Origin of the sequence: Alcaligenes sp. HNGD-HTN06 (genome assembly GCF_049932565.1) — a bacterium.
GTDB lineage: Bacteria > Pseudomonadota > Gammaproteobacteria > Burkholderiales > Burkholderiaceae_B > Alcaligenes > Alcaligenes ammonioxydans.
This window is the reverse complement of sequence record NZ_CP187782.1, coordinates 1,418,399-1,436,910: the sequence shown is the minus strand read 5'-3', so window position 1 is coordinate 1,436,910 and position 18,512 is coordinate 1,418,399. Positions and strand designations below refer to the sequence as shown.

Below are 18,512 nucleotides of genomic sequence, written 5' to 3'. Positions count from 1 at the left end.
ACATGAATATTCAAAAATTCCAAATAACCCGCTTAAATCAGGCGGGGAAATAAAAGCCGCGATGCGCAAGACCGGCCACCTCGACACGGCCATCGGCATGCAAACGCACGCGCCCCTCGATCAGCCAGCGTACGGCCTCGGTATAGACGTGATGTTCAGTGGCCAGAACGCGCTCTGCCAAGGTTTGTGCATCATCGTTGTGCAAGACAGGCACAATGCTCTGGGCAATGATGGGACCATCATCGAGCACAGGGGTCACAAAGTGCACCGAGCAGCCATGAAACTGCACGCCTGCGTCAAGTGCCTGTTGATGGGTATTCAAACCGGGAAAGCTGGGAAGCAAGGATGGGTGTATATTGATGAGCTTGCCTGCATAGTGCTGAACAAAATCGGTGCTCAGGATGCGCATGAATCCTGCCAGTAGAACATAATCTGGCTGGTAGCGGTCAATCACGCGCGCCAAAGCCTGGTCAAAGGCCTCGCGTGTTGCAAATTCGCGATGCGAAACGGTCTGGACAGGCAGCCCTTGACGCTGTGCCCATGCCAATCCGGGCGCATCGGCCTTGTTAGAGATGACCGCCTCGATACGGCCATTTAGGCCCGCTGTCTTGATCAGTTCGCCTATGGCTTGCAAGTTGGAGCCGCGGCCTGAAATAAGCACAACAAGGCGACAAGGTACGGTGGAATCGGTCAAAATCCTGTTTCCCGAGAAATAACGAATCCAAAATTGTAAACTCTCGCTTGTGAAATCTGATCTAAAACTCTATCGCTCTCTGCCGCGGCGCAACAGCACGGCCCGCAGCGCGGTCACCATTGGTAATTTTGACGGCGTGCATCTGGGCCACCAGGCCATCTTGCACCGCGTCAATGACGTGGCCCGCCAGCAAGGTCTTAGCTCCTGTGTCATGACCTTCACCCCGCACCCACGCGCCTTTTTCGCGCAGCGCGGCCAACGGCCCGAACTGATACCGACGCAAATCAGCGGCTTGCGGGACAAGGTCGAGGCCCTGCACCAGTGCGGCATTGAACAAATTTATCTGGCCCGTTTCAACCAGGCCATGGCCGACATGTCGGCAGCAACCTTTATTGAAGACATTCTGGTTCAGGGCCTGAATACGGGCTGGCTACTGGTGGGCGAAGACTTCCGCTATGGCCACAAACGCGCCGGCGACATTGAGATGTTGCGCGAAGCGGGCAAACGTCATGGTTTTAGTGTCGAGACCTTGCACGACGTGGCCGATGCCGATGGCCGCCGCATTTCCAGCTCGGAAGTGCGCACCGCCCTGGCCGTCGGTCAACTGGACCGCGCCCGTGCGCTGCTGGGCAAACCTTTTCACATTAGTGGTCATGTCATTCATGGCCAGAAGCTGGGCCGGGATATTGGCTACCCGACACTCAATGTCCGTGTCCCTGAGCACTGTGCCGCCCGCTCGGGCGTGTACGTGGTTCGCGTTCACGGACTGGCCGGGCAGGCTCTGCCCGGCATTGCCTCCCTGGGCGTGCGCCCAACCGTCATCGACCAGGGACGGCTGCTCTTGGAGGTGCATTTACTGGACCAACGCCTGGATGCTTACGGTAAACTTGCCCGTATAGAATTTCTGGAATTTGTCAGGGACGAAGAAAAATTCCCTGACCTCATCACAATGATCGCTGCCATCGACAACGATGCACAACGCGCTCGCGACTACTTTGCTTCAAATGGACTATAAAAACTCTCTCAATTTGCCCGACACGCCTTTTCCCATGCGTGGTGATCTCGCCAAACGTGAGCCGGGCTGGATTAGCCAGTGGGAAGAAAACAAAGTCTATGCAGCAATTCGGCAAGCCAGCGCCGGTCGTCCCAAGTTCATTTTGCACGACGGCCCGCCCTATGCGAACGGTGACATTCACATCGGGCACGCGGTCAACAAGATTTTGAAAGACATCATCGTCAAGAGCCGCAACATGGCTGGCTTTGACGCGCAATATGTGCCTGGCTGGGACTGCCACGGCATGCCCATTGAAGTTCAGATTGAAAAGAAGTACGGCAAGAACCTGCCTGTGGCCGACGTTCAGGCCAAGGCACGTGCCTACGCGCTGGAACAGATCGAGAGCCAGCGCAAGGACTTCAAACGTCTGGGCGTGCTGGCGGACTGGGAGAATCCCTACCTGACCATGAACTTCAGCAACGAAGCCGACGAGCTGCGCGCGCTGTCCAAGATCATGCAAAAGGGTTTCGTCTTTCGTGGCCTGAAACCGGTGAACTGGTGTTTTGACTGTGGCTCGGCCCTGGCAGAAGCCGAGGTTGAATACGCGGATCGCACCGACCCATCCGTGCATGTGGCTTTCCCCTTCGCCCAGAAAGACAAATTGGCGAGCGCTTTTGGCGTAAGCAACGTGGACGATGGCGCCATCGTCATCTGGACCACCACTCCTTGGACCATCCCTGCCAACCAGGCGCTGAACGTCCACCCCGAAATCCGCTACGCCCTGGTCAAACTGGACACGGCACGCGCGACTGGCTCCATGCTGATCGTAGCTGAGGATCTGGTTAAATCCTGTCTGGAACAATGGGGGCTGACCGGCCAGATTGTTGCCACCACGACGGGTGAAGCCCTGAACCTGATCGAATTTGATCACCCGCTGGCCAAGGTGGATGCTGGCTATCAGCGCCGCTCCCCCGTGTACCTGGGCGACTATGTCACCCTGGACAGCGGTACTGGCGTGGTTCACTCGGCCCCTGCCTACGGTATTGAGGACTTTATCTCCTGCAAAGCCCACGGCATGAAGGACGACGATATGCTCAAACCCGTCATGGGCAATGGGCACTACGCTGACAATCTGCCTCTGTTTGGCGGTCAGCTGATCTGGAAGGCCAACCCACAAATCGTGGAAACCTTGCAAAACGCTGGCACTTTGCTCAAGACCGAGCAACACCCACACAGCTATATGCACTGCTGGCGCCACAAAACCCCCATTATCTACCGCGCCACCAGCCAATGGTTTGCCGGCATGGACAAGGAAAACAGCAGTGGCCGCACGCTGCGCGAGATGGCGCTGGAAGCCATTGACAACACCGAGTTCTACCCCTCCTGGGGTCGCGCCCGCCTGCATGCCATGATCGCCAACCGCCCTGACTGGACCTTGTCGCGACAGCGTCAATGGGGTGTACCCATGGCGTTCTTTGTACACAAGGAAACGGGTGAGCTGCATCCGCGCACGCCCGAGCTGATGGAACAAGTCGCTCAACGCATCGAAAAAAGCGGTATCGAAGCCTGGCAGAACCTGGACCCGCGTGAGCTCCTGGGCGACGAGGCCGATCTGTACGAGAAAAACCGCGACACGCTGGACGTGTGGTTTGACTCGGGCACCACGCACGCCACCGTTTTGGGCGGCAAGGATCACACCACGCACGGTTCGCACGCCGACAAGCTGCAATGGCCTGCCGATCTGTACCTGGAAGGTTCGGACCAACACCGTGGCTGGTTCCATTCCTCCTTGCTGACTGGCTGCATGTTGTACGGTCGCGCACCGTACAAAGCCCTGCTCACTCACGGCTTTGTGGTGGACGGCAATGGCCGCAAGATGAGCAAATCGCTGGGCAACATCATCAAGCCGCAAGAGATTGCCGACAAGATGGGCGCCGAAATCATGCGCCTGTGGGCCGCCTCCACGGACTATTCGGGCGAGCTGTCCATCTCCGATGAAATTCTGAAGCGTGTTGTGGAAGGCTACCGCCGTATCCGCAATACCTTGAAGTTTCTGCTGGGTAACCTGGCCGACTTCGATGTCACCCAACATGCAGTGCCTGTTGATCAATTGATCGAGATCGACCGTTACGCCCTGCAAATGACCGCCGACATGCAGGCCGACCTGCTGGAGAACTACAAGCGCTACGAATTCCATCCTATCGTGGCCCGCTTGCAAACCTTCTGCTCTGAAGATCTGGGGGCTTTCTACCTGGATATTCTGAAAGACCGCCTGTACACCACCGCTAAAGAGGGTCAGCCCCGCCGCTCGGCTCAGACCGCGCTGTATCACTTGACTCAGACACTGCTCAAGCTGATGGCCCCTATCCTGTCCTTCACGGCAGAAGAAGCCTGGCGCGACATGCACGGTGGTTCGGTTCCTAGCGGCACCATCTTCACCGAACTGTTCCATGCCTTGCCCGAGCAAGGCGAGCAGTCGGCACTTAGCGCCAAATGGCAGCGTCTGCGCGCCATCCGTGCCGACGTGATGCGTCGTATTGAAGATGTACGCAGCACCGGCGCCATCGGTTCGTCCCTGGCTGCCGAGATCGACATCTACGCCCAAGATCAGGATCTGGAATTCCTGCGCTCCCTGGGCGAAGACTTGCGCTTCATGCTGATCGTTTCCCGTGCCGACGTGCACGCTGGCGAAGGCGACTTGCGCATTGATGTCACCCCTACCGAACAGGCCAAGTGCGAGCGCTGCTGGCACCATCGCCCTGACGTAGGCCAAAGCGCCGAGCACCCCACCCTGTGTGGTCGTTGCGAGGACAATCTGTTTGGCGAAGGCGAAGTGCGTCACCATGCCTGATCAGGACATGGCCTCTTCTCCCGACCAGGCCCGACTGCCCTCCCGGCAGTTCTGGGCCTGGATTGGTCTGGCCGCCTTGATCGTAGGTCTGGACCAGTGGACCAAGCAGTATTTCGACAGCAACCTGTTCTATCAGGAACGTTGGAACATCCTGCCTTTTTTTGACTTCACCCTGCTCTACAACCCCGGGGCTGCGTTCAGTTTCCTGGCCGGCGGCCAGGGCTGGCAACGCTGGTTCTTTGTCGGCATTGCCGCCATTGCCACGGTGTTTATCGTGGCCATGCTGCGTCGATCCGCCAAACAGCCCTTGTTCTGCCTGTCACTGAGCCTGATTCTGGGCGGGGCGGTTGGTAATGTGGTCGATCGTCTGATGCATGGTCACGTTGTGGATTTCCTGCTTTTTTACTGGAATCAGTCCTACTTTCCAGCCTTCAACATTGCCGACGTCGCCATTAGCTGCGGCGCTGCCTTGTTGGTGCTGGATGAGTTTCTGCGCATGCGCCGCAACAAACGACAGCGCTCCTGAGTCTGTAAGGATCATGTCCTATGCTTAGCAATAAAAAACTGGTGTTTGGCATCACCGGCGGCATCGCTGCTTATAAAACCGCCGAACTCTTGCGTCGCAGCCAGGACCTGGGCGCCCGGATTGATGTCGTGATGACCGAATCGGCCACGCGTTTTATCAGCCCGGTCACTTTTCAGGCCTTGTCGGGCCGCACGGTCTATACCGATCTGTGGGATGCACGTGTACCTAATAATATGGCCCACATCCAGCTCAGCCGGGACGCAGACGCCATTCTGATTGCGCCGGCCAGCACCAACTTCATGGCCAAGCTGGCCAATGGCCTGGCCGACGACTTGCTCAGCACCTTGTGCATCGCCCGTGGTCATTGCCCGCTACTGCTGGCCCCGGCCATGAACCGGGAAATGTGGCTGCATCCGGCTACCCAGCGCAATGTGGAACAACTACGCCGCGACGGTGTGCATATTCTGGGCCCCGGCACAGGGGACCAGGCCTGTGGTGAAACCGGCGACGGGCGCATGCTGGAACCGGCCCAACTGCTTGCTGAGCTGACGGCGTTCTTTCAGCCCAAACTGCTGGCGGGCAAACGCGTGCTGATTACCGCTGGCCCTACCAGCGAGCCGATTGACCCGGTGCGCGTCATCAGCAACCGCTCCTCCGGCAAGATGGGCTACGCCATTGCACGGGCGGCTCAGGAGGCTGGTGCACACGTCACGCTAGTCTCAGGGCCGGTTGCACTGGAAACGCCTTACCAGGTGCGTCGCATCAACGTGGAAACGGCCCGCCAAATGCACGCCACCGTCATGTCTCAAGTGGATGATGCCGATATCTTCATCAGCGTTGCAGCGGTGGCCGACTGGTACGTCAGCAATGCCAGCGACATCAAGATTAAAAAGACGTCTGAACAAGCCACACCAAACCTGCAATTCAGCCCCAATCCCGATATTCTGGCCGAGGTTGCCGCACTTAAGAACGGTCCTTTCTGCGTCGGCTTTGCCGCCGAGACAGACAATTTGATCGAGCACGCCCAGGCCAAGCGCCAGCGTAAAAATGTGCCTTTGCTGGTTGCCAACCTGGCCCAGCGCGCCATGAACGCCGACGACACCGAACTCGTGCTATTTGACGAGCAAGGCCATATGCACTGGCCTGCCCAGGATAAACTGCTGGCTGCACGTCAACTGGTACAAAATATCGCCCAGCGGCTTTAACGCTTTTTCTCTTTTATGATTGCGGGCAGCGCCAAGCAGATGCGCTGCCTCTTTTTTTCAGGATACCGTCTATGCATCGCCGTATTGAAGCTCGCATCGTCAATGATCTGTTGGGCACGACCATTGAAGCCCCCAGCTACGCCACGGACGGCTCTGCTGCCATGGACCTGCGTGCTTGCCTGAGCGAAGCCGTCACCCTGCCCGCAGGCGGCCGCACACTGGTTAAAACCGGACTGGCCATTAATATGATGGACCCTGGTCTGGTTGCCATCGTCGCCTCACGCTCGGGCCTGTCCCTCAAACACGGTGTGCGGGTTGCACAAGGCATTGGCGTGATTGATGCCGACTACCACGGCGAGATCGGGGTGATTCTGGCCAACGACAGCGACCAGGACTATGTCATTCAGCCCGGCGAACGTATCGCTCAGCTCATGTTCCAGCCAGTCGTGCAAGTTGCGCTGCAGTTGGTAAGCGAGTTCTCTACTGAGACAGAACGTGGCACAGGCGGCTTTGGCAGCACAGGCAAGCATTAAGCCTTAAGGCGAGAGAAGGACGCGATGCACACCCGCCTGACCACAACAGCAGGCATCGCTCCTTTACAGCCCTGACACGATGCTCTACACGCGTGCCAGCGCCACGATTCAGACTGACCCAAGCCATTTTCGGACTTCAATGCCCTCTCACAAAACAGGTAGTTCCAACGCTGAACGAGCCACATCAAACAAAACAGCGGCTCAACTCCATCCGCGTAACCGCCATCAGGGCCGTTATGACTTTGACACCCTGATCAAAGAGACACCCGAACTGGCAGCTTTCGTTTTCGTCAATCCCTACGGCGATCAAAGCATCAACTTCGCAGATCCGAATGCCGTCAAAGCCCTGAATCGCGCCCTGCTCAAGAGCTTTTACGGCATAGCACATTGGGATATTCCGGCCAGTTACCTGTGCCCTCCTATTCCTGGGCGTGCCGATTACGTGCACTACTTGGCCGATGTGCTAGCCAACAGCAATAAGGGGAGCATTCCCCGCGGTGAAGCAGTGCGTGTCCTTGATATTGGCGTCGGCGCAAATGCCATCTACCCTTTGATTGGTCATGCCGAGTATGGCTGGCAGTTTCTGGGCACGGACATTGACGCAAGTGCCTTAACATCGGCGCGCACGATTATTCATGCCAATCCCGGCCTGTCGGCTGCCATCAAGTTACGTCAACAGAAATCGCCCGCCCATATTTTTAAAGGCATCCTGGGTGCAAATGACTACATTGACCTGACGCTATGCAACCCGCCCTTTCATTCATCGCTCGATGAGGCCTTAAGCGGCAGCCAGCGCAAATGGCGCGGACTGGGCAAGGCGGTGCCTAAACAACAGGCGCCTGTGCTGAATTTCGGTGGGCAACATGCAGAGCTATGGTGTGAGGGTGGTGAAGCACGCTTTATACGCCGCATGATAGAAGAAAGCACGATTGTAGGCCGGCAAGTGCTATGGTTCAGCAGCTTGGTGTCCAAAGCGTCGAACTTACCTGGAATCTTGTCTGCTTTGAGGAAGGCCAAGGCCTTCAAGATACAGACAGTTGAAATGACGCAAGGTCAAAAGCAAAGTCGGTTTGTAGCCTGGTCGTTTCTTGACGCTAGGGAACACGAGGCTTGGCGCAAGGCGCGCTGGCAGTAGGCTCGTAGCAAACGCTGGATGAGATACAGCCAGATAAACAGCGCTTGCGCTGCTAAGGAAGTCTTAGGTGACACAACGCCAACGAGAACACTAGGTCCACACGGTTTCGACCTACCGTACTCTCACGCGCCGCGCCCTCGGAGGCTGCCCGGCTCAATGACGTCACTCCCCCACCACCCAGCAACTCAAGCCTTCAGGCCGTAGGCTTGCCCCTACCGTCCAAATGGCCAGAATTGTCGAGGAATGCTTGGTTGCGACCGCTGACTTTAGCCTTATAGAGCGCCGCGTCAGCACGCGACACAAGTGTGATCGCGGGTTGAGGATCGCGTGTGTCGAGACAGGTGACGCCCGCACTGATTGTGACAAACCCGATGGGTGAGTCCGAATGCGGGATGTCCAAGGATCGCACGGTGGTGCAAACGGCCTTTGCCAGCTCCAGGGCTTTAGCGCATGGAGTTTCAGGCAAAATAATCGCGAACTCTTCACCCCCGTAGCGGGCCACAAAATCGCTCGAGCGTCGGCCCACCCTCTTGAGGGCCTGCGCCACAGCTCGCAGGCAGTCATCACCGGCTTGATGACCATAGCGATCATTGAAATGCTTGAAAAAATCAATGTCCAGCAGGATTAGCGCAAGAGGATGAGAATGACGACGAGCGCGTGCAATTTCTTCCAGCAAGATTTTGTCGAACTGGCGTCGATTGGCTAAACCCGTTAAACCATCTGTGGAGGCGAGCGACTCCAGCTTCCTGTTCGCTTCTGTCAGGTCGGCGGTTCGAGCCAGCACCTGAGACTCAAGCGACTGATTCAGGTCTTGTAGCGCTGTTTTGCGCGTTATCAGCGTATGCGTCATGCCAGCAAGCGACAGGCTCAAGGAGTCGAGTTCGCGGATTCCACTGGATTTAACAGAAAAATTGACGTCCTCTTTGCCCGCGTTGATCTGAGACGCGGTTCTTTCAATGTCTTGCAACGGCCTGCTGAACCGGACAGCGGCCCGGTCAGCCAGCACGACCAGCAGCAGGGAAAGACCGATTCCGAGCCAGAGCATCTGCTGGTGCAGGATGCTGACGCTGGCAAGTGCAATCTCGCGTGGCTGGCGCACGACAATCGACCATCCAAGGTCTTCCGAGCCTGGGCCGACGATGGCGGCACGAGCTGAAATATATTCCTTGAACATGTCCTCAGTTAAGGTGAGGTTGAGTGCACCGCTGGCAGATGAGGTACCGAATAGCTCGACTTCACGCGTTCTTGAAAGTGTGTACAGTACTTGCCCTGCCCGATCGACAAGAAAGACATCAATCTGATGACTGGTATGCTCCTGGCTGACACTTTCCTTGATGACCGCTTCGATCCACGTCCAATGCGCGTGTGTCGCAATGACTCCAATTATTTCGCCTTGGCTGTTGCGGACCGGGGCGGCAAAGTCAATGAAACGCAGAGGCTCAGACGGGGATGCGGAGGGCTGAAGATGACGAGCCAGAAGTAGGGCTTCATGAACGTCGCCCGTAAACAAGCGTTCTTTACCCCTGATGAACCAAGGGCGAGCACTGACATCAACGCCTTCAAGCAGACCGTCGGAGGCCACAATGACACGACCGTTGATGTCGCTTAGCCCCATCCAGGCGTAAGGCCGATAGCCTTGTTTAACGGCATCAATAATGGTCCGTACAGACTCGGTTTGCCAGTCCTCAAGAGTCAGGGTTGGCAAGCGGCTGATAAGATCGATCTCACGGCGCCTTTCTACCAAACTCTGGGACATCACCCTGGCAATTGAGCGAGAGATTTCTTCCAGCTTGTCTTGGCCGAGGGATGTTAAGGTCTGTGTGGCTCTATTCTCGATCACGACGGAGGACACAAGCCCCAACAGCAGCGAAACTCCACCGAAAATCATGATCAGCCGCTGACGCAAGCTGCGTGTCACTCGTCGCATCGCGAAGCGTCCCAGCATATAGATTAGGTTTCAAGAATTTTACATTGTAGCCTCGAGCGACGTTTTCAGCTGCTTTGTCACGCCATTTGGATGCATTGCTGCTCATTGCCCCTCAGTGTCAGGCAAAGGGCATACAACTTGATTTGCAGGGCCACACACATGCCCGGTCTCTAAGCGTAAGGCTGGCGCTACCACGAGCGCACTGGATATTCAGGCCTGCCGCAACGGCCCGCAGTAGCGCGATCGCCGTGAGCAGTTAAAGGTACAACTGACCACCCAAGCACCGTTAGCTGTCTCAACGTCCAAATACCATGGCTGCCCGACCAATTGAACGTACCTCGTCCCTAACAGGCGCAAGAACCACCGCAGCAACGATGCTGCGCACAGCATCGTTAGCTAGGCTGGGTCAGCCCAAGAGCTTCAGCAAGGCCTGGGCGGCCGGTTTGGACGAGGCCGGGTTCTGACCGGTGATCAGCAAGCCATCGCTGGCCACATAGGGTTGCCAGTCACCGCCTTTGCTGTAATTACCGCCGTTCTCTTTCAACATGTCTTCCACCAGAAATGGCACAACGTCGGTCAGGCCGACAGCCTCTTCCTCGCTATTGGCAAAACCGGTGACGGATTTACCCCGAACCAGCGGCGTGCCATCAGGCGCCTTGACACGACGCAATACGCCGGGTGCATGGCAGACCGCAGCGACCGGCTTGCCGGCGCTCAGCATGGTTTCGATCAGCGCAATGGATAAGGGGTCTTCGGCCAAGTCCCACAATGGCCCATGGCCACCGGGATAAAACACAGCATCAAAGTCGGCGGCGGCAACCTCCTTCAGTTGATGCGTGTTGCCAAGCAAGGCCTGGGCGGCGGGATCTTCCTTGAAACGGCGTGTGTCATCGGTCTGCGCCGCAGGATCGTCGCTCTTGGGGTCCAGTGGCACCTGCCCACCCTGTGGCGACGCGACCGTGATCTGCGCCCCCGCGTCCTTAAAGACGTAATAAGGCGCAGCGAACTCCTCCAGCCAGAAACCCGTTTTTTGACCTGTGTTGCCCAGTTGATCGTGCGAAGTCAGAATCATCAAAATCTTCATGGAGCACCTTCTTTGAATGGAGGACAGAGAAACAAGCAATCGCGCCAGCAGGACCTTACTCACTGGTGATGCCAAGTACCAGCTTACCAAAACCGCTGCCGCTGAGCATGCCAATCATGGCCCGAAGTGGCTGTCACCGACGGTGCTGAGTGATACCCCCGACTCACTCCCCTACCACATTCATTCGCTCGCCCACGCGCTAGCCCACCAACAGGATCATGTCTTGCCGCAGTCTTCACAGACTTGTGTATGCTTTGCTTGTAAATAAGTGGTGCAGGGGGTCATGTAGATTCACCAAGGTTTCACGCGAAGAACGGCACGCAGACAACCATACTGGCGTCAATATCGCATGACTGTTGATCCTGATGATGGTTAATTACATGCCGGGACTGACAGCGCGCGCTTCATGCTTCACTTAAACAGGCCATACGTCATACGACCGCCACCGTACGCAACCACACACCAATCTGGGGCTATCTATGAGACATACTGAAAGACACAAGACGCACCGTACAGGCTGGCTTCGAGCCGCTGTTTTAGGGGCGAATGACGGGATTGTCTCGACAGCCAGCTTGGTCTTGGGGGTGGCGGCCACAGGAGCAAGTGCCAAGAGCATTCTTGTTGCAGGCGTTGCCAGCCTGGTCGCTGGTGCCATGTCCATGGCGGCCGGTGAGTATGTATCAGTCAGTTCACAAGCCGATACAGAGAGCGCAGATCTGGCCCGCGAGAAAGCAGAACTGGCGAAGAACCCTGAGCAGGAACATGCCGAACTCACAGCCATTTATATCAATCGGGGCCTGGATGAAAATCTGGCGTCACATGTCGCGACCCAGCTCATGGCCCACGACGCACTCGGGGCCCATGCGCGAGACGAGCTTGGCATATCAGAGACCTTGGCGGCCAAACCGGTACAGGCCGCACTGGCCTCGGCTGCGACATTTGCCGCAGGTGCCCTGCTGCCTTTGCTGGTGGTTCTGCTGCTGCCGACGGCTGCACTCATGTGGTATGTCGCAGGCAGCTCGCTGCTCTTTCTCGCCCTTCTAGGCTTGATCGCCGCCAAGGCAGGTGGCGCTCCGCTATTCGTCTCGACCGCCCGCGTGACCTTCTGGGGGGCATTGGCGATGGGGCTAACGGCTGGCGTCGGTGCTTTGTTTGGTGTGGCTGCTTAATTGCAGGACCTTCTTTGACAATGCCAGATGGATATCCCCAGTAGAACGATAACGTTCAGCTCATCAAGGCAGCTTTCGGTCAGGAGCGGTCCTCCGAGGCATTGCAACAAGCGACGGCTTCAGGCTGGTTGCTGCCGTTCAAGTCAGCAAAACCAATGACTGCTGCTAGCAAAGCAGCCGTTGCATCAAATCCTCTAGATAGGTCTGCTCCGCACCTACAAGCTGTCACTGGAGATTGGCTCAATCAGATTGGCTGCGGATTGCAGGTCAACAACCGAAGTGTATCAACAGTCTCAAATGTCACCTCGGGCGAAGTTTGAGCCAAAGCCTGCGGTGCACCATAACCCCAACACACCGCACCGAAAGCCACGCTCGCCGCCCGGGCCGCATCAGCATCGGTCAACTGGTCTCCCACATAGATCGCCTGGCCCGGTTGAATGCTAAGTTTCTTCATCACGCGAAGAATTCTTGTGCGTTTGCCGAAAAGCGAAGCGCCGCCGTCGATGCATGACATCAAGCGACACAGGTCTTCGCCGAGAATGCGTCGGCAGTTCTCTACCGAGTTGGAACTGACAACTGCCAGCTGGAGTCCATGCGCATGGAGGTCGCGCAGAACCCGCTCCACCCCGGCGAACATGCACACTTCCTGGCCGTGTAGACGCATCAAACGCACGAAATCCCGGGAAACAAATGGCAGCTTCCACCTTGGCAGCCCAAGGTGGTCCATGATTTCGCACGGCGAACGCTGCCGCAGCAGCTCGACCTCATGCGGCTGGATGGGCTGGAAGTGGTACTTGGCTGCCAAGAGATTGTGCGTACGTATAAAGAAACCCAACGAGTCGGCCAGGGTGCCATCCAAATCAAACATGACGAGGTCGTAGCGGCGCACCATCAGCGGGCCTTGATAGCACTGAGGTAGCGGAAGCCGCCACCGGCAATCTGCAGCCCATCACGGCGTCGTGCAAGGTAGCGGTAATTGAGTTCTGCAGGGCCTAGATCCTCTTCGACATCGAATCCAGCCGTAGCCAGCAAAGCCTTCATCTGTTCGGGCGTGCCCGATGACTGCCAGGGCTCCCCCCCGGCCGCCATGACATGCGCAGTGAACTGCATCATCGTTCGCTCGATGGGAGGCAGGCACTGCTCGTCCAGACGGTAATCCATGATGAGCGTCGAGCCGATGGGCAACGTGCGCAGCACGTGGATCGTGCGCTCCACAGCCGGTGGGTGGAAGTACACCAGCACGCCAAGTATCGACACGACCGTGGGGGCAGACATGTCGACGCCCCCCTGCGTGAGCGCATCATCTACCGTGACTTCGCGCAAGTCGGCCGACACCCAGCGGAGTCGAGCAGGTGTTGCCCAACCGTTTTCGGCGTACACGCCCTGCTTCCACGCCTGCATGGCTGGCTGGTCAATCTCAAACACGTCGATGGTTGGCAGAGCCTGCGCGGCTCGCAGGGCCCAGGTGTCCAGCCCCGCGCCGATGATGGCGTACTGGCGGCTCCCCAAGGCGATGGCTTTGAGCAGGCGATCTTCAGCGAACCTTGAGCGCACCACAATCCCGGCGCGCAGTGATCGGGCCGTCACGTCGTTGTGGGCATCCGGGTCCAGCATCAGCGCGGCGGCGGTTTCTGGCCCGAGACAGCCCAGTGCGAACGTATCTTCCAGCACGCGCTGCTGCTCCAGCAACTGATGCAAGGCGCGCGCGGTGGCAACGCGCAATGCGGATGGGCTCGGGCAGGGGGCGGAAAGCGTGGGTAGGTTGTGCATCGTCAGAATCTCCAATGGGTAAAAACCGCACTTTCGAACCTGACGTAGCGTGAGAGTCAAGGGGTGATTTGTGCGAGATAAGCGCGAAGCTCGGGCGAAACGAAATGCCCGTGGGCCAAGATGGGCTCGGCACTATAGGCTTGACGCATCTTCTCGGCCAGCGCTGCGTCGTGGCGCACGGTTCTGGCAAGCAGATCCAGATAGCGGGCATGCAGCGCGCATGCCTCTGGCGTGTTCGGCAAGGTGCCTGCCTGCAGCAAAGCGTGTCCGTCGGCGGTGAACTTCTCCCACTCTGGGCCTAAGGAGCCATCCAGTCGTGCCAGGTCTTCGGCACTCAGGTGTCGCTCCAGCGCGGCCATGCGCGCGCCAATCGCCCGCTCCAAGTACGTGAGCAATGCCGGATCCAGCCCAGCATGGGCAGCCGTCTCTGGGGCTTGGCGGTGCATCTGTGTCCATTGCATGACGGCGCTCAGTTGACCGCCGAAGACGGCCATGGCCACGTTCATCCACTGCTGCGCCAGGCGTTGCACTTCTGGCATGTCCACGGGCGCATCAGAGCGTTGACAGTGGCTGAGGGCAGCGGCGAGAGGCTCCCAGCGTGGCCGCGCTTGGCGCCATTTACCCAGTAGTTTGCGGATACCATGCACCGGAAGAAAGCGTTGGTAGCTCGTCAGCAAGTGCACGCCTGCCAGCAAGGCCTCCGTGTTGTCCTCCCCGCCGTTGTTGGTGAGCAAAGTATCGTGCAGCAGCTGCAAGTTTTCTTTCAGCGCCCGTGCCTGCTCGATCGTGCGCTCCGCTTCCATGATCTGACGGCCAACCAACTCAAGCGGGGCGATACCGCCCCCAGCCAACGCCACACCAATGACATCCAGGCTCAAACCGAGTTGTTTGAGGGACGTGACCGAGTGCAGGCGCTCGATGTCACGCGCGTTGTAGAGCCGGTAGCCCGACTCACTCCTGCCACTGGGTTGAACCAGCCCAATCGCATCGTAGTGGTGCAGCGTTCGCACCGTCAGGCCGGTACGCCGGGCGACCTCACCAACTGTCAAATTCGATGATTTCAAAGGGGGCCTCATGCGGTGTGTATCGTTCTGAATGCGAGGCGAGCTGTTGCATCAAACGCGCGGCAAGCCTGCACAATGACTTGGGCAATGGTTTCAGGGACACCACTTTGCACCGTGGCGCCAAGAACGACCAGATGTGCCTTGATGGCCACCACAACGATGTCGGCGGGCCGCTAGGGAACGCGCCCTTCTGGGAACGCCCCTGCGTGGTTGATGCCAAAGCCTGTCGTTGCCCGGCTGGCCGCGTGCGTATGCCTGCTTTCCTCGTTGCCGTAGTGAAAGCGCCCGCGGGCGATTTGTTGGTCAATTTCGCCATGGCCAGACAGAAGCCCTGATGACGCAAAAAGCCGATAGTCGTAGTCGCGGCATGTCTGTGGCCACTCGCGGTAGATGGAGCAAGCATCTTCTTTGAGTAACGCACAGTGACCGCACCGGATCGTGCTGATCAGTTGGTAATTGCCATCGTCGCAGTGGGCGGGAGGTGTGACGAGCAAGCGCGCATGAATGGCCGCACGGGTAGACCACTCATGCCGGTGAACCGGAATGAAATACCCGGCCCGACAGCAAGCCTTCCAGTCGCCGCACGGCACTGAGGCACCTTGTCCAGTTGAGAAAGCGTTCAGCGTATCTTGAAGCCAAGACTGTAAATCGCCAGTGTATCGAAAATGGTCGTTTGATCTGATTTCAGAGTCGATTGTTTGCATGAATACAATCCTCAAGTATGACGCCACGTCAGGGTCAAACTCATTGCCTGATAACAACAGCGTGGCTTTCTAAACATGAATAGCGCAGGATCCAAACTCCGTTGCGTGGCTGGTCATGCCCTTGGCGCGGTCGGCAGTGAATGTGCACTGACGTGTGAATCTGATGAGCGACGTCACGGTTGTTGCGTGGTGCTGTAGGTTGTAGAGGTGAATAAGCACAAGTGACCATCACCATGCGCGACGCAAAAGGCTCAGGTAGAGAGACGCCTGATGGCGAGGCTTGACTTGAGACGCGGCATCTGTAATCGGTGAGACAGTGGTTTGCATGGTGATGAAGCCCTGCCCAAACACAGGATAGAATGTGCTTCGGGTATTGACTCCTGTAGATATACATGCACCGACGATGACGACGCGCACCTCTAGTCCGAAAGTTTCCGCCCGAATTGGAGCTCTGATCATTCATAGTGCCAGCGTCTTGGGCGTACAGCCTGCACACTTGATGTCCAGCACAGGATTTAACGCCGAATGGCTGAGTGATCCTGAAGCACGCATGCCGCTTGCGGTGGAGGAGCACCTGTGGACGCGCGCAGCGGACTTGACCCAAAAACCATCGTTTGGCTTGTTTGCCGCAGGTCTGATCCGCCCGGGAGAGTTCGATGTGCTGGATTACGCCGTGCGTACCGCGCCCGACTTGCGCACGGCCCTGCAGCGACTGGCACGCTACAACCGCCTTCTGCACGACCTCGCGACTTTCGAGATCATCCCTATTGGTGAAACCACACGGATCGAGCACAGATTCGACGTGGTAGGCGTGCGGCCATGTCCGCAGGCCGCAGAGTTCACGTTGGCCTCGCTGGTGGTGGTTGCGTCTCAGCTCTGCGGTAAGCCGGTGAAAGCGCTGAGCGTCGAGTTCGCGCATGCAGCACTGGACAAGCTCGAGGCGTATCGAGAGGTCTTTGGAGTTACACCCCGTGTCAAGTGTTCTGTGTCTTGTCTGGTACTGCCCAGCGAGCTGTTGGACCGCCCGATACCTGCTGCCGATCCAGGTTTGTCGCGGATTGTCATGGCCCATGCCGAGCAACTGCTCGCAGCCAGCCATTGCCCACCAGAGAATATTGTCACGTTGGTGCGACGACAACTGGCCGAAGGCATGGCCCACGGACAGACATCGCTGCAGGCAGTGGCTCGGTGCCTGAACCTGAGCGAACGCAGCCTTCAGCGTCGACTGGACGATCAAGGCACACGTTTTGCCTACTTGATGGACGAGGTACGACGTGAGCTGGCCATGCGCTACATCGCCGATGAGCACCTTGCACTGGGCGAAGTGGTCTACCTGCTGGGCTTTGCAGACCCTAGCTCTTTCCACCGCGCCTTCAAACGCTGGACTGGGATAACCCCCGCGGCTGCTCGGCGTTCCCGGCACTGAGCCTCTAAGCCCATCTGGGTGTCTGCGGCAAGCAAACATGAGTCACTTCGTGCCGATGCGTGCAAAAAAGCTCAATAGTGCAGGTGCCACGCGCTCAGGCATCTCTAGATGCGGGTAATGGCCTGCTCCTTCAACGATCAGAGGGATGGAGCCAAGAGCACATGCTAGCCACCGCGCTTCAACTACAGGATCGGGAAAGTCGGGATCCTTCGTGCCCATCACCACCAGCGCTGGCACACGGCTTTGCTCGACGATAGCGGCAGTATCGGCTTTGGATATACCGATCATCATGCGCAACGCCTCCATGCGGCCAGGTTCTCTGAGATTGGCGGCTAGCGCAGCTTTTGCTTCGGCGTGGTCCTCTGGCTTTTGAGACGGAAATAGGCTGTTCCAAAATGCCAACCAGAAAAGCACACGCCAAGGGCCAGCAAAACCTACGGTAACGGCGGTCTTGGCGAACCATGATGGCTGTCCGTCACGCACCACGGGCCCCAACAACACGACGGCACGTACTTGTGTTGGCGCATCGTGCGCCGCCCACAACGCAGACCCCGCAGCAAATGAATTGCCCAGGATCACTGCGGGGCCTGCGTTCAAATGGTCAATAAGTGCCAAAGCATCACGGCCGACGGCATGCGCAGAATAGTCACGCCAACGCGCTGTAGTGTCCCCATGTCCACGAACATCCATAGTGACGACGCGATATCCGGCCTGCTGAAGCAGCGGTCGCAGGGCCCGGTATTCCGAACGCAGATCACCCATCCCTGGGATGGCCAGAACCAGTGGGCCACTGCCGCCTGTGTCATCGTATGCAACCTGGCCTTCATCTAAAGGCAGAAATCGGGTGTTCGCGTAAGGGGGGGCCGTCTCTGCAGCATGAGTCGCAAACGAAAGGCTGCCGACCTTGGCTGCAGTGGTCAAGCGCTTGGATGAAGTATTCATCGGTACGTTCCTCAGAGATCAGTCAACGATCAAGTATGCCGTACATCGGAGATCGCAGAAATGACCCAGGACGCCAAAGTCTTGGCATCACGTGACATTCCCGAATGACTGCCTACCCCAAGCGCTGCGCAAAGGGAAGGTTCGAATGTCAGCCAGACACTTGAAATGAGCGGCAGGTTCCATGCAATAGCACCACTAGATCTCCCGTGATAGCTGAAATTCAGCACCATATTGACTGACCTTTTCCTCGCTGACCGTTACTCACTCCAAAGCAGCTATTGAGGACCGAAGGCAGTGCCACTGGGTGGGCTGCCACCTGGCAGAAAGCGGTACTACGATTTGCAGACGTGAGCGGCAGCAATCGCTGCACAGCGGACATTGGCCGAGCACGTTCAGACGACTGCAACGGGTCGAGAGCGGCCCCCTCAAGATTAGTATGCGTGACTTATAAAACCCAGCACAAAAATCAAAAAGCCAATCAGCTCTGA

Annotated in this window: 16 protein-coding genes; 8 read left to right on the top strand and 8 right to left on the bottom strand. The window is 57.7% G+C overall.

The features are described 5' to 3' along the window. Positions 1–37: 37 nt before the first annotated feature. Complete coding sequence (purN, locus tag ACOZ42_RS06550) at positions 38–694, bottom strand: phosphoribosylglycinamide formyltransferase (protein ID WP_003801450.1); 657 nt, start codon at positions 692–694, stop codon at positions 38–40. Positions 695–743: 49 nt separating this feature from the next. Here purN and ACOZ42_RS06545 point away from each other — a divergent pair, with 49 nt between their 5' ends. The 6 genes from ACOZ42_RS06545 to rlmF all read left to right on the top strand — a co-directional run bounded on the left by ACOZ42_RS06545 (position 744) and on the right by rlmF (position 7,938). Next, positions 744–1,709 carry a bifunctional riboflavin kinase/FAD synthetase gene (locus ACOZ42_RS06545; protein ID WP_003801451.1) on the top strand — a complete coding sequence of 322 codons (966 nt, stop codon included), beginning with the start codon at positions 744–746 and terminating at the stop codon, positions 1,707–1,709. After that, a complete protein-coding gene (gene ileS / locus ACOZ42_RS06540; protein WP_003801452.1) occupies positions 1,699–4,539 on the top strand; it encodes an isoleucine--tRNA ligase in 2,841 nt (946 codons plus the stop codon). Before ACOZ42_RS06545 ends, ileS begins: the two co-directional genes overlap by 11 nt. Next, entirely contained in the window at positions 4,532–5,065 is a 534-nt protein-coding gene (gene lspA, locus ACOZ42_RS06535) for a signal peptidase II (protein ID WP_426345697.1), read from the top strand. Before ileS ends, lspA begins: the two co-directional genes overlap by 8 nt. A gap of 20 nt (positions 5,066–5,085) precedes the next feature. Further along, positions 5,086–6,270 carry a bifunctional phosphopantothenoylcysteine decarboxylase/phosphopantothenate--cysteine ligase CoaBC gene (coaBC, locus tag ACOZ42_RS06530; protein ID WP_003801454.1) on the top strand — a complete coding sequence of 395 codons (1,185 nt, stop codon included), beginning with the start codon at positions 5,086–5,088 and terminating at the stop codon, positions 6,268–6,270. A 71-nt stretch (positions 6,271–6,341) separates the two neighbouring features. Further along, complete coding sequence (gene dut, locus ACOZ42_RS06525) at positions 6,342–6,803, top strand: dUTP diphosphatase (protein ID WP_003801455.1); 462 nt, start codon at positions 6,342–6,344, stop codon at positions 6,801–6,803. A gap of 139 nt (positions 6,804–6,942) precedes the next feature. Then, positions 6,943–7,938 carry a 23S rRNA (adenine(1618)-N(6))-methyltransferase RlmF gene (gene rlmF, locus ACOZ42_RS06520; RefSeq protein WP_426345696.1) on the top strand — a complete coding sequence of 332 codons (996 nt, stop codon included), beginning with the start codon at positions 6,943–6,945 and terminating at the stop codon, positions 7,936–7,938. A gap of 193 nt (positions 7,939–8,131) precedes the next feature. Here the strand turns inward: rlmF and ACOZ42_RS06515 are convergent, their stop codons facing one another. Beyond that, positions 8,132–9,883, bottom strand: a complete 1,752-nt coding sequence (locus ACOZ42_RS06515; RefSeq protein ID WP_240208816.1) for a diguanylate cyclase — start codon at positions 9,881–9,883, stop codon at positions 8,132–8,134. A 388-nt stretch (positions 9,884–10,271) separates the two neighbouring features. Then, positions 10,272–10,949, bottom strand: coding sequence for a type 1 glutamine amidotransferase domain-containing protein (locus ACOZ42_RS06510; protein ID WP_336579624.1), 678 nt, complete (start codon positions 10,947–10,949; stop codon positions 10,272–10,274). Positions 10,950–11,428: 479 nt separating this feature from the next. Between ACOZ42_RS06510 and ACOZ42_RS06505 the strand changes: the two genes are divergently transcribed. Next, positions 11,429–12,118, top strand: coding sequence for a VIT1/CCC1 transporter family protein (locus ACOZ42_RS06505; RefSeq protein WP_039943272.1), 690 nt, complete (start codon positions 11,429–11,431; stop codon positions 12,116–12,118). Positions 12,119–12,362: 244 nt separating this feature from the next. On the opposite strand, the gene ACOZ42_RS06500 is transcribed toward ACOZ42_RS06505, so the two are convergent. The 4 genes from ACOZ42_RS06500 to ACOZ42_RS06485 form a co-directional block, all read right to left on the bottom strand. Then, on the bottom strand, positions 12,363–13,010 hold the full coding sequence (locus tag ACOZ42_RS06500; protein ID WP_219235935.1) for an HAD hydrolase-like protein: 648 nt from the start codon (positions 13,008–13,010) through the stop codon (positions 12,363–12,365). Continuing rightward, positions 13,010–13,888, bottom strand: a complete 879-nt coding sequence (locus ACOZ42_RS06495; protein WP_426345695.1) for a class I SAM-dependent methyltransferase — start codon at positions 13,886–13,888, stop codon at positions 13,010–13,012. The genes ACOZ42_RS06500 and ACOZ42_RS06495 overlap by 1 nt, the downstream gene beginning before the upstream one ends. Positions 13,889–13,944: 56 nt before the next feature. Beyond that, positions 13,945–14,952, bottom strand: coding sequence for a MerR family transcriptional regulator (locus ACOZ42_RS06490; RefSeq protein WP_219235932.1), 1,008 nt, complete (start codon positions 14,950–14,952; stop codon positions 13,945–13,947). A gap of 173 nt (positions 14,953–15,125) precedes the next feature. After that, a complete protein-coding gene (locus ACOZ42_RS06485) occupies positions 15,126–15,656 on the bottom strand; it encodes a hypothetical protein (RefSeq protein ID WP_219235929.1) in 531 nt (176 codons plus the stop codon). A gap of 499 nt (positions 15,657–16,155) precedes the next feature. Here ACOZ42_RS06485 and ACOZ42_RS06480 point away from each other — a divergent pair, with 499 nt between their 5' ends. Beyond that, positions 16,156–17,082: an AraC family transcriptional regulator gene (locus tag ACOZ42_RS06480; protein WP_219235928.1), complete on the top strand. Its 927-nt coding sequence runs from the start codon at positions 16,156–16,158 to the stop codon at positions 17,080–17,082. A gap of 42 nt (positions 17,083–17,124) precedes the next feature. On the opposite strand, the gene ACOZ42_RS06475 is transcribed toward ACOZ42_RS06480, so the two are convergent. Continuing rightward, positions 17,125–18,024 carry an alpha/beta fold hydrolase gene (locus ACOZ42_RS06475; protein ID WP_219235926.1) on the bottom strand — a complete coding sequence of 300 codons (900 nt, stop codon included), beginning with the start codon at positions 18,022–18,024 and terminating at the stop codon, positions 17,125–17,127. Positions 18,025–18,512 lie beyond the last annotated feature (488 nt).